The sequence below is a fragment of the Rathayibacter iranicus NCPPB 2253 = VKM Ac-1602 genome, assembly GCF_003149025.1.
GTDB classification, from domain to species: domain Bacteria; phylum Actinomycetota; class Actinomycetes; order Actinomycetales; family Microbacteriaceae; genus Rathayibacter; species Rathayibacter iranicus.
Genome location: NZ_QGDV01000018.1, coordinates 36973 through 62701, shown reverse-complemented (window position 1 = coordinate 62701; position 25729 = coordinate 36973). Strand labels below are relative to the sequence as shown.

The following is a 25729-nucleotide window of genomic DNA, read 5'->3' as shown; positions in this document are numbered from 1 at the left end:
CCGAAGCGATCAACGGCCGCCTCGAACACCTCCGCGGCACCGCCCTCGGCTTCCGCAACCTCACCAACTACATCGCCCGCAGCCTGCTCGAAACTGGCGGCTTCAGACCCCGACTACACCCCCAATTACGATGAGCCAATTTACCGAGCTAACCGCGCCCTTCCGAGCCGATCAATTCGACAAAGAAATATCCGTGCGCTTCTGGATGGAGAAAGCATCTAACAGGGTTTTCGATGCTTGAGGGAGAGAAGATGAATAAAGCACTTAGAGCCCACGCGAGCGTCAGCCAAGCGAATTAATCAACTCGACGATAGGCAAAATGACCCCTGACCAAATCAAGTGCGCCGCAGACTACGCCGACCACGGAGGTCGTACACTCTGAGCGAGTAACAGCAAATATCCACCGATCACGGCAGTGTGCAAGTTCACACAGGAAAAGGGCGCCAGTGAAATCTTCGACACCATGGTCTCTGCGACCCGAGCCCGGGTTACAGACCTACTTCATGAACGCTGGCGCAGACTTGGGTCAGCAGTTAACTGATTACCAAAAGAAGGAAGGCTACTTTTCGAAAAGACTTCGAGGGAATAAGATGCTGTCCGAGGAAGCCCTCTACGACGAATTTGCCGCCGGGATGCAATTTCCATACTACTTCGGATACAATCCATACGCCTTTAACGAGTGCATCAGCGACCTAGGAGATCGCGAGGTCGGAAAAGGTGTGTGCATTACGATCACAGACGCGCACCTGCTCCTCAGTGAATCGCCATCCGACGTCTTCGAATTCTTGGCCGGCAGTTTACGCCGCGCGGGCCGGATATGGTCAACTCCGATAAATGAAGCACAAGAATGGGACAGAGACGCCAAACCACTCATCGTTACCCTTCTCTCTCCCCTCGAACAGTATGGCGAGGTGATACGTCGATGGTCAGAGCAGCATATAGACCTCATTCAGCCACCGATTCCGAACCACGAGGTGTAAGCGCCTTGTTCAAGGAGACCAGTCCGCACATGCGAATGCACATAACCGTCAAGGCAAGATCGCCATCGACGTAAACCAACTCGAATACTCGTTTGCCGTGAATGGGTGGACGCGGACCGTCCCGCGCCGGACGGCCCACAGGACTATTTGCGAAGGATCTCCGACCGCTCCTTCCAAAGTGAAATTTGTCGTCGAGATGGACCCGTCTAAAATCCATCTGAGAGTCGCGCAGAAAGGGCTACCTCAGATTACGCCGGCGTATCGGTTCTCCGAAAGCGGTGCGATGGGCGCCACCAGCGAGAAGGATCGTCGGCCTCCGGCTGATCTACCCCAATCACGATCGGCACTCACTACGACACGACCGCCGATTAAAAGCGCGACGTCGATGCGACAGTAGCTAGCCACCACGCAAACCCGTCAACTCACCAGAGAGGAATTATGCGCCTGAATGCAGAACAACAGCAACAGATCGCCCGGGACCTTGAGCTCGTCCTCGCCGCTACACAGCACGTGATCCCAGGACCGCGCGCTCGATCCGCCCGGGTCTCTCTCGACAACGATCAGTACAGACTCTGCCTCGAGCAGATCGCTCTCGGGCTGAACGACCTTTACCGAACTGTTGACGCTTGGGTGCTTGACGTCATCGTCGATACGACCCAGAAGCTAGAACTCCCTGCGGCGATCTGGAGCAATCTGATCGCGGACCCTGCGACTCCGTTCAAGCCTTTCGGAACAATTCAAGCACCTCGCGCCCAGTCATGGGACACCCTTGATAAGCCTGGCTTTTCCTTCCGCTTTGTCCATGACACACCTGGTGCGGCCGAAAGTCTCGTCGCCGAATACGAGCGCCGCGGCTTCACCAGTCGGCTCCTGCGCGGCCGAGCGATGCCGGACATCGCACGTGTCTTCGATCAGATCTCCGCCGCCTTGCAGCTGCCGTACGACTCCGACGGCAACGCAGACGCCTTCGATGCATGTCTGAGCGACCTCGGAAAACAGGACGTCGGGTTTGGCATCTTCCTCGCGGTAATGGAGTCAGAACATCTCCTGCGCGACAGACCCGAGGCGGAGACCGAGCTTCTCGCCGGCTCCCTCCAGCGCACCGGAAAAATCTGGAGCGAGCCAATTGCGGAAGGTCACTCCTCGGACCGCCCAGCTCTCCCCTTGATCGTCACGCTCTTCACCGAGTTCGAGGCCCTCGCGACCGTCCAGGAAAGATGGGGTCGACACGGCCTCGAACCGATCCTCTATGCCTCGCCAGAAGGAGACACAGACGCCTCTTCACAACCCAGCTGAGCGCAGCAAAAGCCCTAGTGACAAGCATCCTCACCGACCATTCAGAACGTCCTGAATGAGCCTCACAGCGCGAGGTATAATTACTAGCTTTCCAATAGGTTTTTATACTGTATCAAAAGCAGGCAATAGTGGAACGGGAAATGAAACGGGATCTTTTGCGCAGTGTTTCGCTGAAGCTCCACCCCCGTTGGCAAGCTATCACTTTCCGATGGCGTGGAAGTTCTCGGCGCTTGGTCACTCACATGAGTGTTAAAACGATGCTCGAAACGCTTTCAGCACTGGAGAAGCTTTTTGTCGACGCAAGAGACGCGTCCTGGGCCAAAGCGTTTCAAGCCCTACTCGAGGAAGTCCAGGCCTCAGACAGCCCCGCAGACGTCAGCGACACGTCAAGGAATATTCTTCACATGTATAGAGGGATGGGAAGTTTCAACGACGTCCTCATCTACACCAACGGCACTTACCCGCGCGGCCCCAATGAAGAACTCGACTTGCTGCGGAATCGGCTCTACGAGATTGCCCTTCAGCTCGCCTAGAAACAAAACATAAAACTAATTTACCACACTGGTTGAGGAGGTGAAGGCTATCGTGATAGGACCTGGCGACGACGTAGAGCCAACGGGAGGACGGCTTGTCTACCGCACAACAGAGCATTCTCTTATTTTCCTCGACCGTGCTCCAGATATATTCGGAGGGGGACTGGTAGCTTTGGATATGCTTCCTATCGAAATTGATGTCTCCGATGGCCGCTTGCAGTTGGTGTATCCGGCCTCTGCGTCGTGAATTGTCTGCACACTTGGCCACCAGGGTTGTACCGTCGCGGACCGGTGGCGCAGTAGTTCCGGTCACATCACGCATCATCGTGAACAGGAGAACCCATGTACGACCAGCGACTCCGCCGCGTGCGCACCGAACTCCGCACTGTGCTCCACCGGGTGCGCCGGCGACTCGATCCCCAGACTGAGGTGTACCTGCGACATCCGCTGAGCCGCGAAGATTTCGCCCTCTGCCTGGATGAACTCCTCCACGGGCTGGACAGCGAGAACTGGCCGGACGTGCTGACCCGAAACTACCCGGTCGCGTACATCGTGAACCTCGACACAGTCATGGATCGAGTCCCGCGGTGTGCCGGTGCCCATGCCTCGTCCGGGACATGGGAGGAGGGAGTCGGGCCGCTTGATCCCATCCGCGCGAGGGGCTTCTGGCGCCGAAAATACCGCGGGCCGATTCGTCCGGAAACGGTGCGCATCCTGCGCAAGAGCCTCGGCATCCTCTACTCCACCCGAATGGAACTTGCCCTCGGTCAGTTGCTCGATCGACTGGAGGAGCGTTTCGATCCCGAATGGTTCTCCTGGTGCCGAGACTTGAACAAGCACACGGAGTACGTGCTCTGCCTGGAGACGGTCGTCGATGCCCTCTACGACTCCGACGCGAAAGTCCCCGCTCTTCTTCTTGATCGTATCCACGAACTCGCGCGAATCATGAAAATGTCGGATCGAGGTCAGAATGATCTCCAGTCGTTTTAGCCCAAAGCGACGTCTGACCTGCACCCACACTTCCCGCGCCAAGGATGGAAGCGGGGGCCACCGCGGCCCTCACTCGACCTACACAGGCCTCAGATCGCCGAAAAGGTCTTAGACCTCGATCTCTGGTACGCCGGGAACAGCAGCGACGTCTCCGGCCCCTGCAAAACGCTCGGCCGCGCAATGTCAACTGCTCACCTCGAGATCGTTTGTCGCATTGTCGCACATCGGCCCGATGTATAACAGCGTGATAGCGAGGCTCTGATGTTACTCAATCCCTACACCCCGGGGTCGGTCCCGCCGAAACTGCCCGGCCGGGCAGACAAGTTGCAGCAGTTCGGCCAGGCGGCGCTCTGAATTTCCTCTGAGGGCCGCTTCGTTCCACGGGTCCTCGGCGGCACCCATGTGAAGCGCTCAACACTCGCCGAGATGCTTGGCGCCACGACCGTCTCCGTCAGTCGCGAGCGCCTCCTCGACAGGGGGCTCATCGACGCGAACAAGCACGGTCACCTGTCGTTCGCTGTGCCCGGCTTCTCGGAGTTCGTCATCGACCAGGCAGAGAACGATCAGCGCCTGCGCTCCAGCCAGGCTCGCCCGATGATCCGAGCGTTCGCAACCGAGGTCAGGACCGCCGTCAGCCGCCGAAAAGCCGCGCGCAGGCGCTCTCAACCTCGGTTACGAACGGCAGCCATCACGCAGGAGCCCCGATTGTCGAGTCCTCGTACTCCTCCGTAAGACCGTGCGGTGTTTTCTCCCACTTGTGCGGGCTGAAGACGATCTGCCAGGCGGCCCGCCAGGCCGAAATCGAGTGCAACACCCAATAGACGGGATTCAGCAGCGCGAAGGCGGCGATGCGCCAGTTGTAGCGCTTCCACGCTGCGATCCCGGATACCACGATCATCAGCGCATTCGAGAACAGCATGTTCGTGGTGCCCGCGATGATCAGCCACTCCGGAATGTCGAGCCCGAGGAACTGCACGCCGATATAGGTGACCACCGTGAATCCCAGCACCAGCGGATAGAGGAGGAATGCCACCGGAGTTCCCATAATCAGCGCCACCAAGCTCAGCGAGCCGAGGATTCCATTAACCCGGAACCAGCGGATCGGATGTCGCGTGTTGACCCCAGCGGTCATCATGTATCCCTTGATCCACCGGGTGCGTTGGCGGATCCACGCCGGGACTTCCGCGCACGCCTCCTCCCACGTGTTGGAGTCGACCACGCCCACCCGGTAGCCGTGCGCGGCGACGCGGAGGCCGAGGTCGGCGTCTTCGGTAACGTTGTAGGGATCCCAGGCACCGAGTCCGCGCAGCACGCGGGTGTCGAAGTGGTTCGAGGTGCCGCCCAGCGGGATCGGGAGATGCGACTGGTCGAGGCCCGGCAGCATCGCGCCGAACCAGTGCGCGTATTCGACCGCGAACATCCGGGTGAGCACGTTGTAGTCGGCGTTGAAATAGCTCAGCGCGCCCTGGAGGCAGACGAGCTGCTTCTGCCGGGGATCGACGAACTCGCGCTCGAAGGCGTCCTCGCGGAACAGCCGCACGCAGAGTCGTAGCTGGTCGGGGTCTGGCCGGTCCTCGGCGTCGTAGATCACGACGAACTCGCCGCGGGCGAAGCTGAGCCCGTAGTTGCAGGCGCGCGGCTTGGTCTGCGGTCCGCCGGGCGGCACGATGACCATCCGCACGTACTCGGGCGGGCTCATCCGCCGCACGGCCGCGATGGTCTCGTCGTCGTCGGCCTCCAGCAGGACGAGGACCTCGAGTTTGGCCTTGGGGTAGTCGAGGGCGCCGAGGTTCACCAGCAGCTTGCTGATGATGTTGGCCTCCTTGTAGGCCGGGACGAGGATCGTGTAGATCGGCAGCTCGTCGTCGGTCATGCGCGGAGGGTGCACGGGGAGGCCGCGGCGGGCGCGCTCGATCGCCACCTCCTCCTCCCACGCCGTCACCGAACTCCGATTCAGCGGCGCGCGCAGCCCGGCCAGCGCCTTGAACGCGATGTTCATCAGGAACAGCAGGTTCGCGGCCGCGAGCACGACCACGAAGGTGAGGCTCGGCGCGAGCACGGCGCCCACGACCACGAACGCGACGACGACGAGCGGAGTGACGACCTGCCAGCGCCGCAAGCCGGCCTTCGCCGACTCGTCGCCGCTCTCGACCGCCAGCGCGTCGGCCGCACCGAACAGCAGCGCCGACCGGCAGGCGCTCTCTACGGCGCGGAAGATGTCCCAGTCGGTGGTGGTGCGCACGCTCACCCGCGAGACGCCGAGCATCGCGCGCGCCTCAGCGAGCACCGCCGGGGTCGGCGGTACGGAAGTGGCGATCACTCCGGTCCCGTCGCTCAGCACCCGCCAGGGCACCCAGCCGGCGTCGACCAGCGTTTCGGCGCCCACGCGGGCAAGCAGCTCGGCCTCGGGGGGTTCGGCAATCAGGTCGACGAGTGGGGCATCCCACTGCTCGGCGAGGGCGTCGTACATCTCGCGGCGAGTGATGGCCGCGTCGAGGATGAGGTGCCGCCCCAAAAGCCCACCCTCGCGAGTCTGGCGGCGCAGCGCCTCGTCTAGCTGCTCCGGTGAGATCAGCCCGCGCTCGAGGAGGATCTCGCCCACTCGGGCTGTGCGTGTCGCTCCCATGCTCAGCCTCCCAGCCGTTCGTAGACGACGTAGTTGCCCCGCGAGAACACCGGCCGGTAGCGGGTGTCGAAGGTGGAGTCGCGGGTGAGGGAGTCGTAGACCAGGTCGGCGACGCCGGTCTCGCTCAGCTCGGGCGCGTCGGCGGTGGTCACGAAAACCCATTTCGCGTGGGTCGCTGGATGAGCGAGGGCCTCGTCGAAGAGTTCGCCGGTCGAGCGGTTGTAGAACTCGGCCAGCGGGATGCCGATCTCGGGGAGGAGCGCGTTGCCGGCGGCGCTCTCGTCCATCAGCACGCCCCCGCCGTCGTAGTGCTCACCGAGGAAGCGCGCCGCCGCGGTGGCTCCCGATGCCTCCTTCAACTGCACGTAGCCGCTGGCCTCAGCGATCACGGCGTTGCGGTCGAGGTCCTGCGCCCACCAGGCCGTCTGCGCGCCGAGCAGAACGAGCACCAGGCCGAGTGCGCCAACTCCGACCCGCGGAAGGCGCCGCAGCGCGTCGACCAGGACGGCCGCGAGCACGGCGAGAAACGGCAGCACCGAGAGGGCGTAGCGGTTGTTCCACCAATTGGTGGGGAAGGTGTGATCGTTGTTCATGTGCGTCTGGCCGAGGTAGAGGCTCAGCAGCGAGAAGGCATACGAGACGATCATCAGCCAGATCACGAGAGCGTCGTCCGAGATCCCGCGCCGCCAGGCGAGCACGAGTGCCCCCGCGAGCCCGAGCGCGACCGTGACCAGGCCCGAGGTTTCGAGCACGGCCCAGTTGTAGGTCCAGAGCGTGAGGCCCGCATTGCCCTGGTAGGCCAGCAGTCCGGCATCCGCGACCGACTTTTGGAGGTTCGCCGCCGAGTATTGCCCGTTCATGAATTCGAGCGGATTGGAGTACACGGCGAAGTTGTAGACGAGCCACCACAGGATCGCGACCAGCGGCAGAATCCCGAACGCACAAGCCATTTTCACCGCGTAGAAGAAGGAGCGCTTGCGCCGCCACGCGACGATCAGCACGACGACTGTCCCGCCGAAGACGAGCACCCAGCCCTCGTAGCGCGAGAGGGTCGCGGCCGCTGCGGGAAGGCCAGAGAACACCATCATCTCGCCGGCGCTGAGGCTGCGGCGGCTGGTGACCCAGTGCGCCAGACCCGAGAAGCAGGCGACCATCGTCACGATGAGCACCGGCTCCGTCATCGCGGTAGAGAAGGAGTAGAGGACGCCCGGATTCGCCAGCACGAGCAGGACGGCGGTGATCCGTCCGGCGCGCAGGTGCCCGACCCGTGCCGAGATTCGATAGACGCCGCACGCGGTGCCGGCCAGGCAGATCATCCCGAGCAGCCCGGCTGCCCAGCCGGTGTGCCAGAGCCAGAGCGACTGCACGAACGGGATGAGCACGAGGCTCGGGATGGGCAGCCAGACGGTGCCGAGCTGCGTGAATCCGGGAGCCTTCGAGTCGATGATGCGCCGCGAAATGGCGAGGTGGCTCTGCGTGTCGGCGTAGGCGAGGTTGATGCCGGAGGACGTGGTGACCAGGCACGCGACGAAGCCGACCAGCAGCGCGACGACCAGCACCACGACTGTGCCGGGGACCTGACGCCCGGTGACGGGCCGGCCGAGACGCTCCCATGCCTCCCGCCACCACGGCGCTCGTGCGGACGTGGGGATGCGCCGGCGGGCGGTGAGCGTCGCGGTCACGGTGTTCAGTGGGCCGGGCGTCGGTCGTCAGGGGTGGCGGGGTCGAGCGGAGTGACGGGGCCGGCCGGGTCGCCGGGTCCCGTCTCCGAGCCGGCCCGTTCCTGCGCATCGACGTAGGACGCGACCCGACGCGAGCGTCGGCGGCGCAGCAGCCAGCCGAGCAGGATGAGCAGGCCGATCACGACGACGGCCACGACGAACCAGATCGCGTAGGCGGAGTAGTCGTCCTTCACCTCGGCCTGCGGAGTGATCTCGTTGCTGTCGATCTGCACCGGATCGGCACCGGCGCTGCCCGAGACGGCCAGGTCACCGGCGAGCGAGGCCCAGCCCTCGGTGGCGGCCCAGGCGGCGATGGACGTCTGTAGCTCGGAGGAGGACGCGCCGTCCGGGCTCCACCCCCCGAGGAGGACGATGTCGCGTCCGTTGGCCGTGAACGCCTCGAGCGCAGCGTAGGGCGCCTCGGTGCCGACTCCGTACTCCACACGGGAAGAATCGATGGCCGTGAAGGAGGCGAGGCGCAGCGGCGAGCGCAGCGCCTCCGCTTCGTCTGCGCCCGCGCTGACGACCAGGCCCGAGCTGTCGGAGTCGAGGAAGTCGTCGAGTCCGACGACCGAGACGGCGAGCGGTCGGGAGTCGACGCGTTGCAGCGCCGTCACCAGGTCGCCCGCGCTGCGTAGCGCGTCGGGGCCGCTCGCCGATCCGCCGAACGCCACAGCGAGTTCGCCGCCGAACGCCTGCGGAAACCGGCCAAAGCCCGGAGCCGGCGACTCGCCGCGGACGCCCGTCACGGTGGAGCCCGCTCCGTCCACGAAAAACTCGATCGGCACGGTGTCGGCCGAGCCGATGCACTGCCCGTCGCCCTCGCGCACTGCCGAGAGCCGCACCGACAGGGCGTTCGAGGAGGCGAGCTGGCCAGTGGGCACCGTGAGCTGCATGTCGATCGCCGTGTCCGTGCCGAGGACGCTCGAGCCGATCAGGAAGTCGTTCCAGTACACGTTCGCGGTCGCGGTAATACCCGCGGGGATCGCGGAGTGCGTGCCGACGAGGTCGACCTGCACCGTCGAGACCGGACCGCCGAACGCCGATTGCGTGATTGTGGTGTAGCTGGCGGAGGCGCCTGTGCTGCCGAGCGCGATCCGCTCGGCTCCGAAATCGGCCAGGGAGTGCTCGAGCGAACTCGACGGGATCACCTTCTGCGCCAGCCCGGTCGTGCTCGCGCTCGACGCGAGGCCGGCGAACTCGCTGCCGAGTGCCGCTCCGGCCGCGGCAAGATCGCCCTCCGCGCCGGTCAGCGTGAGTTCGGGGACTCCGGCGTTCTGTGCGATCGCCGAGACCACGGCGCCCTCGCCCGCGGAGAAGCGGACGACGCGGCCGGTCGCGGCGTCGAGCTGCGGGCGTGCGCCGGTGGCGCCCTCCTCCGAGACCGTGATGCTCGTGCCGACCGGGTAGCGGGAGGCGAGCGAGGCAGCCGCCGAGAGCCCTGCGGCGCGCAGAGCGTCGCCGGCGCCGTCGGGCACCAGGATCGAGACGGCCGAGACCGCGTCGGGGAAAAAGCCGCCCACGGTGGTCGGGGCGGTCGGAGTGCCGTCGCTGAGCACCGCGACGTCGGAGACGGTCAGCGCGCGTCCGGGCACCTCGCAGAGGGCGCCGGTCGAGGCGGAGGCGCCGGTGAGCTGGAAGCCGATTGCCAGCACGCCGTCGACCACGTCGCCCTGTTGGACGGGCAGGTCGAGGGTCCGAGCTGAGGCCTCGACGGTCTGCACGGTGCGGCCGGCGACGACCACGACGAGCGCGCCCTGCACCGGAGCATCCGTCGCCAGCGTGGCGAGGACGCGGGTCGGAGTGACGCCCTCGGCGATCGGAACAGCCAGGTACTGCAACGGCGCTCCGGCCGCCACAGTGATCGTGGCGCCCGTCGCGGCTCCCTGCACGACCGCTCCTGTCACGGGGTCGACGATGTCGGCGGCCGCGGCCGGAGTAGTGGCGCCGAGCGCAAGTCCGAGGCACAGCGCCGGCGCCAGGGCGGCGGCCAGGAGGCGCCGGTGCAGAACGCGTCGGTGCAGGAGGGAGGAGGGCATGGAGCTGTCGATCCGATCAGCGGAGGTGAGCATCCGCTGTGACGGGGCTCGAGTGTCGAGGAACCGAACGGTCGCACTGGTTCCTGTCGGAGTGTCGGGGAACGCCCGTTCTCGCGTCATTCTAGGGAATCACCGCCATGGATCCCGTTGCCAGCAGGCGGTACTCCGCCCCCTTCCGGGTGACGGGGCGGCCGAAGAAATACCCCTGCACATCCGTCACTCCCAGCTCCTTGAGCAGCGTGATCGTTTCCTCGTCCTCGGCGCCCTCGACAATCGCACGCACGCCGACCGCAGCCGCGAACGAGTGCAGAGCGCGCACGAGCTCGCGGGAGTGCACGTTTCCGAGATCCTCGATCAGGCTGCGGTCGAGTTTGAGGATGTCGAGCGGAAACGTGGCGACGGCCGACGCGGAGGTGCCCCAGGCCCCGTAGTCGTCGAGCGCGATCAGCAGGCCCGCCTCACGCAGCCGCCGCGCCTGCATCCGCAGAGCGTCGTCCGCGGCGTCGAGTGAGCGCTCGTTCAGCTCCACGCACAGACGCAGCTGCGGGAATCGGCCCGGAAGCTCAGCCAGATAAGCGCCGAGCCGATCGACACCAAGCTGCTCGAGGTCCACGTTGACGCTCATGCACGTCACGCCCGGCGCGGTGGCGCGGAAGCTCTCGGCCGCGCCCATCGCCTTCTCCACCACCTGCACGGTCAGCTCATCAAGCAGGCCGAGGTCTCGGACGTGCTCGATCAGGAGCGGAGGGTCCACCTGCCCGACGACGGGATCCTCGAGGCGCACGAGCGCCTCGAACGCCCAAATGCATCCCGTGCGCAGATTGACAATTGGCTGGTATGCGACATCCAGGGTGTGCTCGCGCACGGCCCGGACCGCAGCCTCCCGCACCGGATCGGCGACGACCGACATGACATCCAGCGCACTCGAACGCTCCCGCCCGTTCCTGCCGCGGCTGCGCTTGAGCGCGAGCATACTGCGATCCGCCTCGATCACGATCAGCGACGGGTCCGGCTCTTCGTGCGCCGAGAACGCCACTCCACCGCTCAGCACCGGCGCCAGAGTGTCGCCCTCGACGACGCCCGGGGTGCTCACCGCCTCGATCAGCGCCTGAGCGCGCGTGCGCGCATCCGTCGCCGAGCGCAGTCCGCGCAGGAGGAACACGAACTCGTCGCCGCCGATCCGCGCCGCGAAGCCGCCGCCCTCGGCCGCCGCCTCGCCGAGGCGCTGCCCGACCAGGCTGAGCATCTTGTCGCCGACATGGTGTCCACGTCCGTCGTTGAGATTCTTGAAGTCGTCGAGATCGAGAAACAGCACCGCGATCCCCTCGAGCGGACGCCGGTCGCGGTTGGCCTCAGCGAGCGCCGCCTGGAACGCCCGCTGGTTGGGCAAACCGGTCAGCGCATCGCGGTCAACGAAGCGGCGCAGCGACTCCACGTCGTCGCGGGCGCCCAGCGTATCGGCGCCCATGTGCGCGAGGGCGTCGAGGACCCGCTCCTCCTCGACGCCGAACGGCACGGCGCTGACCCGCTTGGAGGCGACGACATGGCGGATGCGACCGTCGGGCAGCAGCATCTCGGAGCCGATCTCAGTCCCCGATGCTGGCTCATCGCGCATGACGATGTCGTCGGCCTCGATGCTCGTGCGGGCGTGAGTGAGAAGCGTGCTCTCGGCCTGGGCGACACCTCCCCAGGGCAGCTCGAGCGCGGCGTCGAGCACCCCGGCCAGGCGACGCCGGACGCGGTGCACCTCCAGCCGCTTGGCGACGCTGAACACGAGAGCCGCGACCACGAGAACCACGATCGGGCTCTGCTCCAGCGTCGGATCCACGGCCATCGCCGGAACGACGGTGCGGTCGAGGAAGCGGATCACGACCGCGAGCAGCCACAGAGTCCCGAAGAGGAGCGCCACCCGACGCGGCACCAGCGCGTCGAACCCGGGCGTCCAGTCCATGCTCCAGCGCCCGCGCTGACGGAGCAGATCGACGCTCAGCACGATCAGAAGGAACACGGCGGTCGCGGGGAGCAAGGCCAGCGGAGCGGGCACCAGCTTCTCCAGCGCGGCGAGCACCTCCATGTGGGCCAGCGAGGCGAGAGAGCCGAGGCCGGTCACATAGGCGGCGACCGCGACGTTGCGGGTCTGCACCAGCTGCGTGACGAGGGTCGCCGCGGTCAGGATGCCCAGCAGGCGCAGTGGGTCGGCGCCGGGCGCCGCGATCACGAGGAGGGTGACGCTCAGGCCGGCGGTCGGCATCCCGGAGCGGCGGCCGAGTGGGATGCGCAGAGCGGCGGTGAGCGCCACGGCCGTGCCGAACGCGATGACGAACGACCAGCTCACCGGCGGATCGACGATGAACAGCGCAGTCGCTCGCACGATCACCGCAAGAGCGAACAGCCCCAGCAGGCCCGCGATCGCGACGTCGAGGAGCCCCAGTCCCTGCGAACGCTGCATGTCTGCATGGTAGGCGCCAGGGTCCCGTGGCGCGTTCCCTCCGCCCGAGTGGCACCCCGGGCTAAAGCCCGCGTCTCGAGATCCCCCGCGCCACGAACACTCGCGCACCGGGCTCCCTCCGCCAGTCACACCCCCATCTACGACCACTCGACCCCGCAGCGGGAGCCACGCTCTGCGGCTCCGCCAGCACCCCGAGGGGCCGCCGCCACGGGGCCATCAGGCAGCGCGCGTCCTGAGACCCGACCTGCCGACGATCGCTACCGCGGCAAGACCCCCATCCGGAGGGATGCGCTCGCGTCTCCCGCGGTCGACTGTGTGCGCATGCCCCTCTTCGCAGCACTGACCGCCGAGCTCACCCGCCGCGGTCTCTTCGCCAGCCCCTTCGGCGCGACGCTCGTCACTCCTTCCCCCGGGGACCCCCTCCTCCGATCCGCCATCGGCTCCCCCCTGGGCGTCGCCGGTCTCGACGCCGACTCCCTCGTTCCCGTCGCGCAGCTGCCGGAGGCAGTCCGCACCGACTCCGGCGAGCGCCCGGTCGCCAAGGGCGAGCTGGTCTACAACGTGCAGGATTTCGGTGCGACCGGCGACGGCAGCACCGACGACCTACCCGCGATCAACACCACAATTGACGCCGCAATCGCGTCGTTCGGCGGCGTCGTCTACTTTCCCCGCGGCATCTACCGCATCGCCGGCTCGATCGGCCGGGCTACGGGTCTGTCGAGCATCGCCTTCCGTGGCGCGGGCGAACTCTCGACCCGCATCCGCTCGCTGACGAACGCACCGGTCGTTTCGGGTGCCTTCACCTCCTGCCGCTTCGACAATCTGATCCTTGATGCGGACGGCCGCGGCGCGCCCTGTGTTTCGGCCCACCTTGACAAGTCCGTGCTCGACTCCCTCCAACTCTATGGCTGGACCGGATTCGGCATGCGCCTGAACGACGGCACATTCGGCGACCTCGGCCTGCTCAACCGCATCCAGCGCTGCAGCATCGACCAGTGCACCGGCACCGGCATCTGGTCGAGTTACCGGATGATCGACTCCTGGATCGTCGAGAACAACATCGGCGCGAGCGAGGCCGACATTTCGGTCGAGGGCGGCCCCCTACGGATCCTCGGCAATCACCTCGACGGATCGCCGCAGGTCAATATCGAACTCCGCGGCAATCGACGCATCACCATCGCGAACAACATCATGGAGGGTGCACGTCGCCAGTCCCTCGTCTACACGATGCCACCGTGGCTGAGCGAGGACCTCGCGCAGATCCAGATCGTCGGCAACGCGATCAGCAACGGAGGCAAGGCCGCGGCGAACACCTACCCGGCGATCCAGATCCTGGGCGTCTCGCCGGTCGCGCGGACGGTCGGCTTCAGCATCACCGGCAACATCTTCGCGTGCGAGGACCAGGGCGCGGGCTGGACCCACTGCGTCGAAGCGGTCAACGCCCGGGCCGTCTCGGTGCTCGGCAATCAGTGGGCGACGGGCCACATGAACGTGAAGCCGGTCCGCGCCGTCGGCAGCACGGCCTACGAGGTCATCGGCAACCACGGGGACAACGCGGTCAAGACGACCTGAGGCTCGCGCCTCCCCCGCCCAGGGAACCCCGGTAGGGACGGGGGTGGGGGACGGGTGGGGGGCTGTAGCGTCGGGCGGTGATCTCCGAACTTGACCGCAGTATTTTGCGGCTCGCGGTGCCGGCGCTCGGAGCGCTCGTCGCCGAGCCGCTGTTCCTGCTGACCGACTCCGCTCTGGTGGGGCATCTGGGCGCGGTGCCGCTGGCGGGGCTCGCGCTCGGCGGCGCCGTGCTCCAGACCATCGTCGGGCTGATGGTGTTCCTCGCCTACAGCACGACCCCGCGGGTGGGGCGGGCACTCGGCGAGGGCGACGAGCGCCGCGCGGTGGCCGCGGGGATCGACGGCGGCTGGCTCGCCCTGCTGCTTGGAACAGTCATCGCCCTCGTCGGCGCGTTCACCGCCGGGCCCGTCATCGCACTCTTCCGAGCGGAGCCGGCGGTCGCCGAGGCCGGCATTCGTTACCTCGCGGTAAGCATGGCCGGAATTCCCGCCATGCTCGGCGTGTTCGCACTCACCGGTCTGCTCCGCGGCTTCCAGGACACCCGCACTCCGCTCGTGATCGCGGCAGGCGGATTCGCGCTGAACGCCGCGCTGAACGCCCTCCTCATCTACCCGGCCGGCCTGGGGATAACCGGGTCGGCGCTCGGAACAGTGATCGCCCAGTGGGCGATGCTCGCGGCCTACGCGGGAGTCGCGCTGCGCCTCGCGCGGAAGGTCGGCGCGCCGCTGCGCCCCCACCTCGCGGGCCTCGCTTCCTCCGCCGGCTCGGGTGGCTGGATGCTGCTGCGCACCGCGAGTCTGCGCGCGGCGATCCTGCTCGCCGTGGCGGTCGCCACCTCCCTCGGGGCGGAGGAACTCGGCGCGTTCCAGGTGGCGATGACGCTGTTCTCGACGGTGGCCTTCGCACTCGACGCGGTGGCGATTGCCGCGCAGGCGCTGCTCGGACGACTCCTTGGCGAGGGCGATCACGCGCGGGCTCGCGCGGTCACGAAACGCTGCGTGAGCTGGGGAGTCGGCACCGGAGTCGCACTCGGCGCCATCGTCGTGTCTCTGAGCGGCCTTCTGCCGTCGGTTTTCTCGAGCGATCCGGAGGTGGTACGCCTGCTGCCCTCGGCGATCGCGGTGGTCGGCCTGACGGCTCCGCTCGGCGGCTTCGTCTTCGTGCTCGACGGCGTGCTGATCGGCGCCGGTGACGGCCGCTACCTCGCTCTCAGCGGCCTGGTGAACCTCGCCGTCTTCGCGCCGCTGGCACTGCTCGCACCTTCCGCGCCAACCCCGTCGCGGCTGCTGGCGCTGTGGCTCGCCTTCGCCGTGGGCTACCTCGGCGCCCGGGCGCTCACGCTCGGGCTCCGTGTCCGCAGCGACGTCTGGCTCCGCTGACCCCTGGGCTGTAGATTCTGGGGCCACGTCCGGCTCAGCGCGGCGGCGCGCTCGTGTTCCCACGGTGAAACACCGCTTCGAAGCAGACGGCCACGGCCTCCTCCTCCGCGAGGAGTGCCACCGCGGCTCGACCCGCCGCGCGCCCCTTCTCGACCGCGGGCTGCGCCATCGTCGTCAGGTCGTACTCGGCGGCGAGACCCGGCACCTGCACCCCGTCGAAGCCGACCACCGAGAGGTCCCCCGGCACGCGGAGTCCCCGCTCCTCCGCGGCGAGGATCACGCCCGCTGCGAGCAGGTCGCTCTGCGCCACGACGGCCGTCGGCGGTTGGGCGACGTCGAGCAGCGCCCTGCCCGCCATCACTCCCTCATCGACCGTGCTGGCCGCAGCGGCCACCACCTGCACGTCGGGGTACACGTCCTGCACACCGAGCAGGCGGTCGACCGGAGTGACGCTCGGGCTCGAGCGCCAGTCGGCCGGGATCGGCCCGCGCCGGCGATCCTTCGCGAACGGGAGCGAGACTGCGGCGACGCGCTCGTGCCCCAGCTCGCGCAGATGCTCGGCCAGAGTACGGCTCGCCTCGCGATTGTCGAGCGAGATCACCGCGCCGCCGAGCGCCGAGACTCCCTCGACCACCACCACCGGCACTCCCCGGCGACGCAGCACGGCGACGGAGTCGTCAGCGGAGGGGCTGCACCCGATCAGGATCATCGCGTCGACCGGCGCCGTCGCGAGCAGCCCGGCCCCGTCCTCCGTCTCGGTGAGCAGCAGGATGCCCGCGTCGATGCCGCCGAGAACGTCCGCGATGCCATCGAGCAAGGCGAGCTTGATCGGATCGCGGAAGGCGTACAGCAGTCGCTCATCGACCACCACTCCGACAATCCCGGAGCGTCCTCGGCGCAGGGAGCGCGCCCGCGGATCGGGCCCCGCATAGTCGAGCTCGGCCGCCGCGCGGAGCACCCGCTCTTTGGTCGACTCCGAGACCGGTCCGGCGCCGCTGAACACGAGCGAGGCGGTCGAGGGCGAGACTCCGGCCCGGCTGGCGACGCGGGCAAGCGTCGGGCGAGGGCTCTTTCGGGGTTGCACGTTCCTCCTCCTCGGGGCTCTTTGGTTGACCGTTCCCGGGGTTCCGGATAGCTTAGACCGGCCCGCTTCGAATCGATTCGACCGTGCTCCTCGATCCGCCGCCGCCGCCCGGGTCCCGCCCGCACCAGGAGAACCGGCATGACATCGACCTCCGCACTCACGCGCCCGCAGCTCATCGCCTGGCGCAACGCCGTCTTCACGATCTTCGTCCTCAGCGGGATCGCGATCGCCACCTGGGTCTCGCGCACTCCTGCCATCCGCGACGAACTTCAGCTCACCACCTCTCACGTCGGCCTGCTGATCCTCTCGATGTCGATCGGCGCCGTCGTCGGTCTCGGCCTCTCGACACCGATCATGGGCGCGGTCGGCCCCCGGCGCGGGATGGTGCTCGGCCTCACCGTGTCCGCGGCCGGGCTTGCCGTGCTCGGCGTTGGCGCGGACATGGTCGGCATCCTTCCGGTCGCCTTCGCCGGCATGGCGATGCTCGGCTTCGGCAACGGCGCCGTCGACGTGATGATGAATGTCGAGGGTGCGGCCAACGAGGCGGCCTTCGGCAAGACCCTGCTCCCGCTCTTTCATGCCTTCTTCAGCCTCGGGACCGTCGCGGGCGCACTCCTGGGCGCCGGCGCCTCCGCTCTGCACGTGAGCGTGGCGGCGCATCTCGGCGCGGTCGCCGTGATCATGGTCGTGACCGCGCTCGTCGCGATTCGCTTCGTTCCCATTCGGAAAGAACTCGACACCGCCGATGCCGTGACGCCGCCGGTCCGTCAACGCATCGCCGCCTCCCTCGGCGTGTGGCGCGACGGTCGGCTCGTCCTGATCGGCGTCATCATGCTCGGCATGGCGTTCGCGGAGGGTTCGGCGAACGACTGGCTGACCCTCGCGATGGTCGATGGGCACGGCGCCGATATGACGACCGCTGCCGTGGTCTTCGGCGTCTTCGTGGCGGCGATGACCGTCGGTCGCGTCATCGGCGGCCCCGTGCTCGACCGCTTCGGGCGCGTGCCGGTGCTGCGCGCCTCCGCCCTGCTCGCCATCGTCGGGATCCTGCTGTTCATCCTCGGTCCGATCGACGCACTCGTGATCGTCGGAGCGCTTGCCTGGGGGCTGGGCTGCTCGCTCGGCTTCCCGGTGGGCATGTCGGCCGCGGCGGAGGGGCCACACTCGGCCGCTCGCGTCAGTGCGGTCGCGATGCTCGGTTACGTGGCGTTCCTGGTCGGACCGCCATCGATCGGCTTCCTTGGCCAGCATTTTGGCCTGCTGAACGCACTGTTCCTGGTGCTCGCGCTCGTCATCGTCGCCGGGCTGGCCTCGCCGGCCGCCCGCAGACGGTAACTCCGCCGCACCGGCGTGCGATGTGCAGGACTTTCGCACCAGAGATCCATCTCCGCCGCCCGGGCGAGGCGGTGGAGGTCGAATCCCCTGCACATCGCACAGCCCCACGCCCGCACGGAGGGCGTCTATCCTCGACGGGTGCGTCTCGTCATCGCGCGCTGCTCCGTCGACTACACCGGCCGTCTCAGCGCCCACCTTCCGCTCGCCACTCGGCTCCTCCTGGTCAAGGCCGACGGGAGCGTCCTCATCCACTCCGACGGCGGCTCCTACAAGCCACTGAACTGGATGAGCCCGCCCTGCACTCTGATCACCGGCGAGCCCGACGATGAAGCCCGGGCGGGCGGAGTCACGCAGCAATGGACCGTCGCACACCGCAAGACCGGCGATGCGCTCGTCGTGTCAATCCACGAGGTCTTTCATGATTCGACCCACGAACTTGGCGTCGATCCGGGACTCGTGAAAGACGGAGTCGAGTCGCATCTCCAACGGCTTCTCGCGGAGCAGATCAGCCTTCTCGGCGAGGGTCACACTCTCGTCCGGCGCGAGTACATGACCGCCATCGGACCTGTCGACATCCTCGCGCGAGATTCCCGCGGAGCGGCTGTCGCGGTCGAGATCAAGCGCCGCGGCGAGATCGACGGAGTGGAGCAGTTGACCCGCTATCTGGAGTTGATGAATCGCGATCCGCATCTCGCACCGGTCAAGGGAGTCTTCGCGGCACAGGAGATCAAGCCGCAAGCGCGCACTCTCGCGGAGGACCGTGGTATCCGCTGCGTCGTCCTCGATTACGAGACGATGCGCGGAATCGACGATTCGCACACTCGCCTGTTCTGAATGGGCGCAAGCCTCAGCCGGCACGCGCAGTTCGGACACGAGGAAGGCCCCCGGGGATCACTCCTCGGGGGCCTTCCTCGTGTCGGGAACGAACCCGATGCGGGATTACTTGTTGGCGGCCTGGTAAGCGGCCTGGACCTCGGCGGGGATGCGTCCGCGGTGAGAGACCTTGTAACCGTTCGCGTTCGCCCAGTCGCGGATCGCCTTGAGCTGCTTGGGGTCGCTCTTGGATGCGGAGCCGGTCGTCGCCGCGGCGCCAGAACGCGCGCCCTGTCGACGGCCATTGGAGATGAACTTTTCGAGGGCCGAGTGCAACTGGGCGATGTTGTCGGGACCGAGGTCGATCTCGTAGTTCGCGCCCTCGATACCGAAGCGGACGGTGCCGCCGTCACCGGATTCGATAGGGGTTCCGTCGATATCGTCGACAAGAGTAATCTTCTGTGCCACTTCTCCTCCTGGAGTGCTCGGGGCCGACCTGTAGTAGTGCGTGCCGGATGAAACATTACCCCCTCCGAGAAGATGATGTGGGAGGCCTGGCGCTTTTCGGTCCATTCACGCGCCACGATCGAGGAAATGTCCAGGAGAAAAGAGGCTAATCAGGGGCGAGCACGACTTCACTCCCAGCCGATTAGTCGACACAGTGTCCTGATAGACGACTCAGAGTGCCACTCGGAGTCGAGGACGATTCCGAACGAAGGACGATGTTCGTTAGCGTGGAGTCATGGCTCCACGAGGCGGACCCCCTGCACGACCCGCGCGTCCCGGCCCTTACCGCAATACTCCCGCACGAGAGGCACTTGAGGCACTGGTGACCGAGCCGACCACTGCCGCGATTGATCTTCTCCTCACCGCGTGCCTTAGGGGCTCGCTCGTGGTCGACATCACCGGCTCTCAGCCCGGCGGAGTTCCGCATCTGCGCACCGTGGCGACGACCACCGGCGAGCAGGTGCTTCCGCTTTTTACCTCCACCGACGAAGTCCGCACCGCCGTCCCCCGCGCGCAGCACCCGCGAGTGCAGATGCTCGTCCTTCCCGGCCGCGAGGCGTTCGCCCTCATCGGCACCGCCGACTTCGTCGCCGTCCAGCTCGACCCGGGATCCATCGCGCAAGTCGTGGCCCGTTCGTTCATCGAAAGGGCCCTCGACACAGAACGGCCGTAGAGTGTGCCCCCGGCGAGACAGCGCCGGCATCACCGCGTCCCCGAGGTCAGGAGCCCGTCATGTCCGATACGACCCTCGCCGCCACCGGCGTCGACGAGCGAGCCGGGACCTGGTCCTGCATCCTCTTTGACCTCGACGGCACGATCACCGACTCCGCCCCCGGAATCACCGGCACCCTCGTGGACACTTTCGTCGAACTCGGCCGCCCCGTCCCGACTCCAGCCGAGTTGCTGGCCTACGTCGGCCCGCCCCTGCTCGACGCGTTCTGCGAACTGGGCGGGATGAGTGTCGGGGAGGCGCAGGCCGCGCTGGCCGTCTATCGCCGCCGCTACAACGCCGACGGCTTGTTCGACTCCTCCGTCTATCCGGGGCTACCCGACGTGCTCACGCGCATCGCCGAGGCGGGCATCCCGCTCTCGCTGGCAACGTCAAAGCCGGAGTCGGCAGCCACGCGGATCCTCGAGCACTATGGGCTCGCTCAGCACTTCACAGTGATCTGCGGCGCCTCGGAGGACGAGGTGCGCAGCGCAAAAGCCGACGTGGTCGAGGAGGCGCTACGCCGGCTCCGCGCCCTCGGCATCGACCTCTCGGCGCCCGTGATGGTGGGGGACCGGGAGCACGACGTGCAGGGAGCCACGGCCCACGGGGTGCCCACGATCATGGTCGAGTGGGGCTACGGCTCGGCGGTCGAGGCGGTCGGAACGATCGCGATGGTGACCCACGCCGACGAACTCGCGGATCTCCTCCTTCCCTGACCTGCGTACGATGAACGCATGACTGGTCTGGGCGTCGTCCTCTCGTTCGTGCTTTTTCTCGGCGGGATCCTCGTTCTCGGCAACTCGTTCCTACTGCCCGACATTGCCGGCTTCCTCTTCTTCGGCGGCATTGTGATGATCTCCGGATCCCTCGCGGTCGCCTTCCACGTGTTGCCGAAATCGCAGTAGCTCGCCGGCGAACTACCCCAGGGTGCTCGCGTCGAGGTTGACGACCGAGCCGATGTAGACGGCCTCGCCCGCTCCAGTGACCTTCGGGTTCATCCGCAGCAACTGCTGCACCGGAATCGCGAAGCGCTGGGCAATGTCGAAGAACGTGTCGCCCTGCACCACCGTGTAGCTCACGATGTCGCCCGCGCCGTTGCGCGTCGGCTCGCCGGTCGCTCCGGGGACCGTGCCGGTGTCGGTCGCGATGGCCGTCTCGGGGATGTCCGGAGTTGGGTTCGGCGTGAAGGTGACGGTCGCCTCCGGGACCGGAGCGTAGACCGTCGCGGTCGACTGCGGGAGCGGCGCCGTCACGGTCGGGTCCGGGGCCGCGGGAGTCGGAGTTGGAGTGGCGGTGGCGAAGATGGTCACCGTGACGGTGGGGGCCGGTGCGGGCGCCGTGCAGCCGGTCAGGATGGTCGCGACGATCAGTGCCGTCGCTCCGAGAGCTGTTCTTCGCATGTCGTCACCTCTCGCGCGCCGATGGCGCTCGCTTCACCCTAGGAGACTCGGCGAGGCTCGGGACGCCACGAGTCAGGCTGATCGGCGTCAGGAGGTGGGCTCAGGGAGCAGACGCAGCCCACCGCCGCTATTTGCCGCGTCCATCAGCAACTCCACCCAACCCGCATTGATCGTCGGCTGCCGGCTGCCGGCGAAGTGGAACTGGAGCGCGATGTTGGGGTTCATCCAGAAGGAGTGCCGCCCGCGGGCGCCCTCAGGCATCGAGTCGAGGGTGAGGCTGAAGCGCTCGTCGCGGCGAAATTTGGCGTAGACCACGATCTGCAAGTGGGCCAAGGTCCGATCCTCGATCTCGATGACGGCAGGCGGAGTGCCGTAGAGGAATTGACCCATTCGGCCAGAGTAGAGGCCACGTCGATAATTACTAGCCTATCTAGCTAATTCCCACTCGGGGCTTTCGCTACAGAATTGTCGACCGTAGGGTGCTCACCCTCCACGTCGACCTCATCCACGGCGGCGCTCATCCGGCGGAGGAAGTTCACGACGACTTCAGCCTGTGCGGCATCGAGGCCCTCGGCGATCTCGAGCATCCGGCGGTGCATCTCCGCCAAGGTCGCGCGGACCTCCTGGTCACTGTCGATAGTCGCCTCGACGACGATGCCGCGGCGATCCGTGGGGTGCGGCTTGCGGAGGAGGTGACCGCTGCGGACCAGCCGGTCGATCAGGACCGTGGTCGATGCGGACGAGATCGAGAGGTGACCGGCCAGATCCTTGCCCGTGACGAGAACACCGATGCGTTGCTGACGGAGGAGGTACTGCACCGCGACGAGGTCAGTCTCACCCATCGCCATCCGCTCGCGCGTGCGGCGCCGCATCGAGACTTCCGACACGCGGTAGCTGCGCATGGCGCTCAACACCTCGACGGCGCGACGAGTCGATGACTCATCGGGATACCAGTACCCCGCGCCGCTGCGGAGGCTTGTGTCGCTCATCCGGCCATCCTAGATCGCCTGATTACGTGACGTTCTAGCGAGGTGAGCCCCGCCTACGCTGGAGCCGTGACCGCTACTCTCGTCGCCAAAGGCCTCTCCGGAGGCTATGCGCACCGCACCCTGTTCGACCACCTCGACCTGACGGTCGCCCCCGGGGACGTGGTCGGCGTCGTCGGCGCGAACGGAGCGGGCAAGTCGACCCTCCTGCGCATCCTCGCCGGCGAGACTCCTCCGCTCGAGGGCAGCGTGGTGCTCTCCCCCGGGGACGCCTTCGTCGGCTGGCTGCCGCAGGAGCACGAGCGCCGCGAGGGCGAGACCGTCGCCGGGTACATTGCCCGCCGCACCGGCTGCGCCGAGGCCTCCGCCGAACTCGATGCCGCCGCCTCCGCCCTCGCTGACCCCGACCCAGACGGCTCGGTCGCCGACCGCTACGCCCTCGCCCTCGACCGCTGGCTGGCCAGCGGAGCGGCCGACCTCGACGAGCGGGTGCCAGTGGTGCTGGCCGATCTGGGCCTTGCGCTGGGGACTGCCGTCTCCTCGTCCTCACTGATGACCTCGCTCTCAGGTGGGCAGGCGGCGCGAGTGGGCCTCGCCGCCCTGCTGCTCTCGCGCTTCGACGTTGTGCTGCTCGACGAGCCGACGAACGACCTCGACCTCGACGGGCTGGAGCGCCTAGAGGCCTGTGTCCGGGGCCTGCGCGGTGGGGCGGTCCTCGTCAGCCACGACCGCGAGTTTCTCGCCCGCAGCGTCACCCGCGTGCTCGAGCTCGACCTCGCCCAGGGCACCACGCGCGTCTACGGAGGCGGCTACGACGCGTTCCTGGAGGAACGCGAGACCGCGCGCCGCCAGCGCCGGGAGAAGTACGAGGACTTCGCCGAGCAGAAGGCCGACCTGGTCTCGCGGGCCCGAACGCAGCGCGAATGGTCGAGCCAAGGCGTCCGGAATGCAATGAAGAAAGCGCCGGACAATGACAAGATCCGCCGCAAGGCCTCCGCCGAGTCGAGCGAGAAGCAAGCGCAGAAGGTGCGCCAGATGGAGAGCCGGATCGCGCGGCTCGAGGAGGTGGAGGAGCCACGCAAGGAGTGGCAGCTCGCCTTCACGATCGGCAGTGCGCCGCGCTCAAGCTCAGTGGTGTCGACGCTGAATGGCGCGGTCGCTCGGCGCGGCACGTTCACGCTCGGGCCGGTGTCACTCCAGGTCGACGCGGGCGATCGGATCGGGATCACCGGACCCAACGGCGCGGGCAAGTCGACGCTCCTCTCCCTGCTGCTGGGCCGCTCCGATCCGGAGGAGGGCACAGCCTCGCTCGGCGCCAGTGTCGCCATCGGTGAGATTGACCAGGCGCGCGCGATGCTCGCTTCGGATCTGCCGCTCGCCGACGCCTTCGAGGCGCTGGTGCCGGAGTGGCCGACCGCCGAGATCCGCACGCTGCTGGCGAAGTTCGGGCTGAAGACCGACCACGTCAGCCGCCGCGTCGACGAGCTCTCGCCGGGCGAGCGGACCCGTGCGGCACTCGCCCTGCTCCAGGCGCGCGGCACGAACCTCCTGGTGCTCGATGAACCGACCAACCACCTCGACCTGGCCGCGATCGAGCAGCTGGAGCAGGCCCTCGAGGCGTACGAGGGCACCCTGCTGCTGGTCACCCACGACCGTCGGATGCTCGAGACCGTGCACCTGACCCGCCACTGGCGCGTCTCCGGAGGCGTGGTCACGGAGGCGTAGCCGCCCCTCCCGCTGAGGGAACCCTCGCACTCGGGGCACGGAGGGTGCACCCGGCTGGGCGGCTCCGCAACCCCCGAGCGGAGCAGCGTCCGCCGACGGAGACTGGCTACGGCCCGCCGCTCGACGGGCGCTCATCGACGGAAGGAACGACTCCCATGGTGGATCTCGGAGGACTCGCCGACAAGGCGAAGAACGCGGCGAACAGCGACAAGGGTGAGGAGCTGACCGACAAGGGTCTCGACAAGGCTGCCGACGCCGCCGACTCGGCGACCGGCGGGAAGTTCGCCGGCCAGGTCGATAAGGCCCAGGAGGCCGGCGACCAGCACGTCGGTACCGACTGACGCTTCCGCGAGGCGGTTGGTAGCACGGCCCGCTCTCGCCGAGACGCCGCTTCCCGCGCGGCGTCTTGTCGGGGAGCGGCCGTCTCGGCGCTAGGCGAGTGCGCCGAGGAGTGACCGGACGACGGCCATCGAACGCTCGGCGGCATCGTCAACGTGCGCCTCGAATTCGCCGGGCGCGCAAAGGTCTGAGATGCCGCGGACCGACACGAAATCCAGGCCGTGAACGTGCGCCGTCTGGGCCAGCGCGACCGACTCCATGTCGGTCGCCAGTACGCCGGCGAAGTCTGCACGGACCCGATCACCATACTCAGCCGAGACGAAGGTGTCGCCCGAGACGATCAGCCCTCGCCGCACCACGACCGCGGAGCCATCCGGCATCGTCGGCGAAAGTTCCGCTGCGAGCGCCGCCGCCTGGCCGGAGTAGCGCGCGGGCATCCCCGGCACCTGACCGAGCGCGTAACCAAAGGCGCGCGCGTCGGCGTCGGTCTGCACGTACTCGGTGCCGATCACCACCTCGCCCACGCGCACGTCGGCACCCAGTCCACCGGCCGTGCCCGCGCTGACCACGAGCGGTCGGTTGCCGCCCTCGCGCAGGATTGCGGCGGTGAGTCCCCCCGCCGCGTTGACCAGCCCAATCCCCGTGCGGACCAGCAACACCGGGCGGGAGTCGAGTTCAAGCTCCCACTGCAGCGCGGTGCCGACGGAGCACGGCGCGGAGGCAGTGCTTGCGGCCAGGAGGAACGGCGCCGCCTCCTGATTCATTGCCACCAGGACGATCGACGCACTCACGCCGTGACCGTCTCCCACTCGGACCGGTGCGCGAGGAACGTGCGTGCCGCCTCCTGCGCCCCCTCGAGGGAGTGGTTGGCGCCCCAGCCGCACTGGGTCTCGTTAGCGGCGGGGACCTCGTCGGCCTCGGTGATGTCCTGCAACGTCGCCTCGACCAGTGCCAGAACCTCGGAAAGGTCGGGCTCACCCGAAAGAATCAGGTAAAAGCCGGTTTGGCAGCCCATTGGCGAGAAGTCGATGACACGGTCGGAGTGGTTGCGGGACTTCTCGGCGAACAGGTGCTCGAGCGAGTGCACGGTCGGCATCTCGAGGTGGGCGCGGTTGGGCTGGGTGAAGCGCACGTCGTACTTGACGAGGTGGTCACCTCCGGGCAGCGTCTTCGCGTCGGCTAGGCGCACGTAGGGTGCGGTGACGGTGCGGTGATCGAGGTTGAACGATTCGACGTTCATGCG

At 67.3% G+C, this 25729-nt stretch carries 24 protein-coding genes; 13 read left to right on the top strand and 11 right to left on the bottom strand.

The window, feature by feature from the left end:
- Nucleotides 1–503 precede the first annotated feature (503 nt).
- The 4 genes from B0H03_RS14345 to B0H03_RS14330 all read left to right on the top strand — a co-directional run bounded on the left by B0H03_RS14345 (nucleotide 504) and on the right by B0H03_RS14330 (nucleotide 3799).
- The gene (locus B0H03_RS14345; protein ID WP_104265830.1) at nucleotides 504–980 is read left to right on the top strand and encodes a barstar family protein; all 477 of its coding nucleotides are present in this window, start codon (nucleotides 504–506) and stop codon (nucleotides 978–980) included.
- A 438-nt stretch (nucleotides 981–1418) separates the two neighbouring features.
- Nucleotides 1419–2276, top strand: coding sequence for a barstar family protein (locus B0H03_RS14340; protein ID WP_104265829.1), 858 nt, complete (start codon nucleotides 1419–1421; stop codon nucleotides 2274–2276).
- 257 nt (nucleotides 2277–2533) lie between these two features.
- Nucleotides 2534–2809 (top strand): DUF6966 domain-containing protein, encoded by a 276-nt coding sequence (locus B0H03_RS14335; protein ID WP_104265828.1) that lies wholly within the window; start codon nucleotides 2534–2536, stop codon nucleotides 2807–2809.
- 342 nt (nucleotides 2810–3151) lie between these two features.
- A complete protein-coding gene (locus B0H03_RS14330) occupies nucleotides 3152–3799 on the top strand; it encodes a hypothetical protein (protein ID WP_104265827.1) in 648 nt (215 codons plus the stop codon).
- Nucleotides 3800–4487: 688 nt separating this feature from the next.
- Here B0H03_RS14330 and B0H03_RS14320 read toward each other — a convergent pair.
- The 4 genes from B0H03_RS14320 to B0H03_RS14305 form a co-directional block, all read right to left on the bottom strand.
- Nucleotides 4488–6425 (bottom strand): glycosyltransferase, encoded by a 1938-nt coding sequence (locus tag B0H03_RS14320; protein ID WP_104354381.1) that lies wholly within the window; start codon nucleotides 6423–6425, stop codon nucleotides 4488–4490.
- Between the two features lie 2 nt (nucleotides 6426–6427).
- Nucleotides 6428–8107: an ArnT family glycosyltransferase gene (locus B0H03_RS14315; RefSeq protein ID WP_104265824.1), complete on the bottom strand. Its 1680-nt coding sequence runs from the start codon at nucleotides 8105–8107 to the stop codon at nucleotides 6428–6430.
- 5 nt (nucleotides 8108–8112) lie between these two features.
- The gene (locus B0H03_RS14310; protein ID WP_127844017.1) at nucleotides 8113–10185 is read right to left on the bottom strand and encodes a hypothetical protein; all 2073 of its coding nucleotides are present in this window, start codon (nucleotides 10183–10185) and stop codon (nucleotides 8113–8115) included.
- 121 nt (nucleotides 10186–10306) lie between these two features.
- Nucleotides 10307–12634 (bottom strand): EAL domain-containing protein, encoded by a 2328-nt coding sequence (locus B0H03_RS14305; protein WP_104265822.1) that lies wholly within the window; start codon nucleotides 12632–12634, stop codon nucleotides 10307–10309.
- Nucleotides 12635–12955: 321 nt separating this feature from the next.
- Here B0H03_RS14305 and B0H03_RS14300 point away from each other — a divergent pair, with 321 nt between their 5' ends.
- Together B0H03_RS14300 and B0H03_RS14295 are read left to right on the top strand one after the other, a co-directional pair.
- On the top strand, nucleotides 12956–14206 hold the full coding sequence (locus tag B0H03_RS14300) for a glycosyl hydrolase family 28-related protein (RefSeq protein ID WP_127844016.1): 1251 nt from the start codon (nucleotides 12956–12958) through the stop codon (nucleotides 14204–14206).
- Nucleotides 14207–14283: 77 nt separating this feature from the next.
- Nucleotides 14284–15585, top strand: a complete 1302-nt coding sequence (locus B0H03_RS14295) for an MATE family efflux transporter (RefSeq protein WP_104265819.1) — start codon at nucleotides 14284–14286, stop codon at nucleotides 15583–15585.
- A gap of 34 nt (nucleotides 15586–15619) precedes the next feature.
- Here B0H03_RS14295 and B0H03_RS14290 read toward each other — a convergent pair whose 3' ends face one another.
- Entirely contained in the window at nucleotides 15620–16669 is a 1050-nt protein-coding gene (locus B0H03_RS14290) for a LacI family DNA-binding transcriptional regulator (RefSeq protein WP_104265818.1), read from the bottom strand.
- A 138-nt stretch (nucleotides 16670–16807) separates the two neighbouring features.
- On the opposite strand from B0H03_RS14290, the gene B0H03_RS14285 reads away from it, so the two are divergent.
- On the top strand, nucleotides 16808–18004 hold the full coding sequence (locus tag B0H03_RS14285) for an MFS transporter (RefSeq protein WP_104265817.1): 1197 nt from the start codon (nucleotides 16808–16810) through the stop codon (nucleotides 18002–18004).
- 138 nt (nucleotides 18005–18142) lie between these two features.
- Nucleotides 18143–18838, top strand: a complete 696-nt coding sequence (gene nucS, locus B0H03_RS14280; protein WP_104265816.1) for an endonuclease NucS — start codon at nucleotides 18143–18145, stop codon at nucleotides 18836–18838.
- 105 nt (nucleotides 18839–18943) lie between these two features.
- Here the strand turns inward: nucS and B0H03_RS14275 are convergent, their stop codons facing one another.
- On the bottom strand, nucleotides 18944–19285 hold the full coding sequence (locus tag B0H03_RS14275) for a histone-like nucleoid-structuring protein Lsr2 (RefSeq protein WP_181075085.1): 342 nt from the start codon (nucleotides 19283–19285) through the stop codon (nucleotides 18944–18946).
- 274 nt (nucleotides 19286–19559) lie between these two features.
- Between B0H03_RS14275 and B0H03_RS14270 the strand changes: the two genes are divergently transcribed.
- Genes B0H03_RS14270 through B0H03_RS16710 form a run of 3 tightly spaced genes read left to right on the top strand, consistent with a single transcriptional unit; the run spans nucleotide 19560 to nucleotide 20941 of the window.
- Nucleotides 19560–19997, top strand: coding sequence for an SseB family protein (locus B0H03_RS14270; protein WP_104265814.1), 438 nt, complete (start codon nucleotides 19560–19562; stop codon nucleotides 19995–19997).
- Between the two features lie 59 nt (nucleotides 19998–20056).
- Nucleotides 20057–20752 (top strand): HAD hydrolase-like protein, encoded by a 696-nt coding sequence (locus B0H03_RS14265; protein ID WP_104265813.1) that lies wholly within the window; start codon nucleotides 20057–20059, stop codon nucleotides 20750–20752.
- A gap of 18 nt (nucleotides 20753–20770) precedes the next feature.
- Nucleotides 20771–20941 carry a hypothetical protein gene (locus tag B0H03_RS16710; protein ID WP_160487398.1) on the top strand — a complete coding sequence of 57 codons (171 nt, stop codon included), beginning with the start codon at nucleotides 20771–20773 and terminating at the stop codon, nucleotides 20939–20941.
- A gap of 12 nt (nucleotides 20942–20953) precedes the next feature.
- Here the strand turns inward: B0H03_RS16710 and B0H03_RS14260 are convergent, their stop codons facing one another.
- From B0H03_RS14260 to B0H03_RS14250, 3 genes are all read right to left on the bottom strand, one after another.
- Entirely contained in the window at nucleotides 20954–21436 is a 483-nt protein-coding gene (locus B0H03_RS14260; RefSeq protein ID WP_104265812.1) for a LysM peptidoglycan-binding domain-containing protein, read from the bottom strand.
- A gap of 87 nt (nucleotides 21437–21523) precedes the next feature.
- Nucleotides 21524–21826: a DUF7882 family protein gene (locus B0H03_RS14255; RefSeq protein ID WP_104265811.1), complete on the bottom strand. Its 303-nt coding sequence runs from the start codon at nucleotides 21824–21826 to the stop codon at nucleotides 21524–21526.
- A 44-nt stretch (nucleotides 21827–21870) separates the two neighbouring features.
- Nucleotides 21871–22425, bottom strand: coding sequence for a MarR family winged helix-turn-helix transcriptional regulator (locus tag B0H03_RS14250; protein ID WP_104354023.1), 555 nt, complete (start codon nucleotides 22423–22425; stop codon nucleotides 21871–21873).
- Nucleotides 22426–22491: 66 nt separating this feature from the next.
- Here B0H03_RS14250 and B0H03_RS14245 point away from each other — a divergent pair, with 66 nt between their 5' ends.
- Nucleotides 22492–24147: an ABC-F family ATP-binding cassette domain-containing protein gene (locus B0H03_RS14245; protein WP_104265809.1), complete on the top strand. Its 1656-nt coding sequence runs from the start codon at nucleotides 22492–22494 to the stop codon at nucleotides 24145–24147.
- A gap of 155 nt (nucleotides 24148–24302) precedes the next feature.
- Nucleotides 24303–24488 carry an Rv0909 family putative TA system antitoxin gene (locus B0H03_RS14240; RefSeq protein WP_104265808.1) on the top strand — a complete coding sequence of 62 codons (186 nt, stop codon included), beginning with the start codon at nucleotides 24303–24305 and terminating at the stop codon, nucleotides 24486–24488.
- 90 nt (nucleotides 24489–24578) lie between these two features.
- On the opposite strand, the gene mtnN is transcribed toward B0H03_RS14240, so the two are convergent.
- Both mtnN and B0H03_RS14230 read right to left on the bottom strand, forming a co-directional pair.
- A complete protein-coding gene (gene mtnN / locus B0H03_RS14235) occupies nucleotides 24579–25277 on the bottom strand; it encodes a 5'-methylthioadenosine/S-adenosylhomocysteine nucleosidase (protein ID WP_241560460.1) in 699 nt (232 codons plus the stop codon).
- Nucleotides 25274–25726 (bottom strand): S-ribosylhomocysteine lyase, encoded by a 453-nt coding sequence (locus B0H03_RS14230; protein ID WP_104265820.1) that lies wholly within the window; start codon nucleotides 25724–25726, stop codon nucleotides 25274–25276. The genes mtnN and B0H03_RS14230 overlap by 4 nt, the downstream gene beginning before the upstream one ends.
- Nucleotides 25727–25729 lie beyond the last annotated feature (3 nt).

Bases quoted from the DNA above. Each gene is read 5' to 3' on its own strand.
- B0H03_RS14260 (WP_104265812.1), bottom strand. From the start codon at position 21,436: ATGCGAAGAACAGCTCTCGGAGCGACGGCACTGATCGTCGCGACCATC.
- B0H03_RS14300 (WP_127844016.1), top strand. From the start codon at position 12,956: ATGCCCCTCTTCGCAGCACTGACCGCCGAGCTCACCCGCCGCGGTCTC.
- B0H03_RS14330 (WP_104265827.1), top strand. From the start codon at position 3,152: ATGTACGACCAGCGACTCCGCCGCGTGCGCACCGAACTCCGCACTGTG.
- B0H03_RS14230 (WP_104265820.1), bottom strand. From the start codon at position 25,726: ATGAACGTCGAATCGTTCAACCTCGATCACCGCACCGTCACCGCACCC.
- B0H03_RS16710 (WP_160487398.1), top strand. From the start codon at position 20,771: ATGACTGGTCTGGGCGTCGTCCTCTCGTTCGTGCTTTTTCTCGGCGGG.
- B0H03_RS14320 (WP_104354381.1), bottom strand. From the start codon at position 6,425: ATGGGAGCGACACGCACAGCCCGAGTGGGCGAGATCCTCCTCGAGCGC.
- B0H03_RS14250 (WP_104354023.1), bottom strand. From the start codon at position 22,425: ATGAGCGACACAAGCCTCCGCAGCGGCGCGGGGTACTGGTATCCCGAT.
- B0H03_RS14255 (WP_104265811.1), bottom strand. From the start codon at position 21,826: ATGGGTCAATTCCTCTACGGCACTCCGCCTGCCGTCATCGAGATCGAG.
- B0H03_RS14270 (WP_104265814.1), top strand. From the start codon at position 19,560: ATGGCTCCACGAGGCGGACCCCCTGCACGACCCGCGCGTCCCGGCCCT.
- B0H03_RS14345 (WP_104265830.1), top strand. From the start codon at position 504: ATGAACGCTGGCGCAGACTTGGGTCAGCAGTTAACTGATTACCAAAAG.
- B0H03_RS14240 (WP_104265808.1), top strand. From the start codon at position 24,303: ATGGTGGATCTCGGAGGACTCGCCGACAAGGCGAAGAACGCGGCGAAC.
- B0H03_RS14335 (WP_104265828.1), top strand. From the start codon at position 2,534: ATGCTCGAAACGCTTTCAGCACTGGAGAAGCTTTTTGTCGACGCAAGA.
- B0H03_RS14310 (WP_127844017.1), bottom strand. From the start codon at position 10,185: ATGCCCTCCTCCCTCCTGCACCGACGCGTTCTGCACCGGCGCCTCCTG.
- B0H03_RS14265 (WP_104265813.1), top strand. From the start codon at position 20,057: ATGTCCGATACGACCCTCGCCGCCACCGGCGTCGACGAGCGAGCCGGG.
- B0H03_RS14340 (WP_104265829.1), top strand. From the start codon at position 1,419: ATGCGCCTGAATGCAGAACAACAGCAACAGATCGCCCGGGACCTTGAG.
- B0H03_RS14285 (WP_104265817.1), top strand. From the start codon at position 16,808: ATGACATCGACCTCCGCACTCACGCGCCCGCAGCTCATCGCCTGGCGC.
- B0H03_RS14305 (WP_104265822.1), bottom strand. From the start codon at position 12,634: ATGCAGCGTTCGCAGGGACTGGGGCTCCTCGACGTCGCGATCGCGGGC.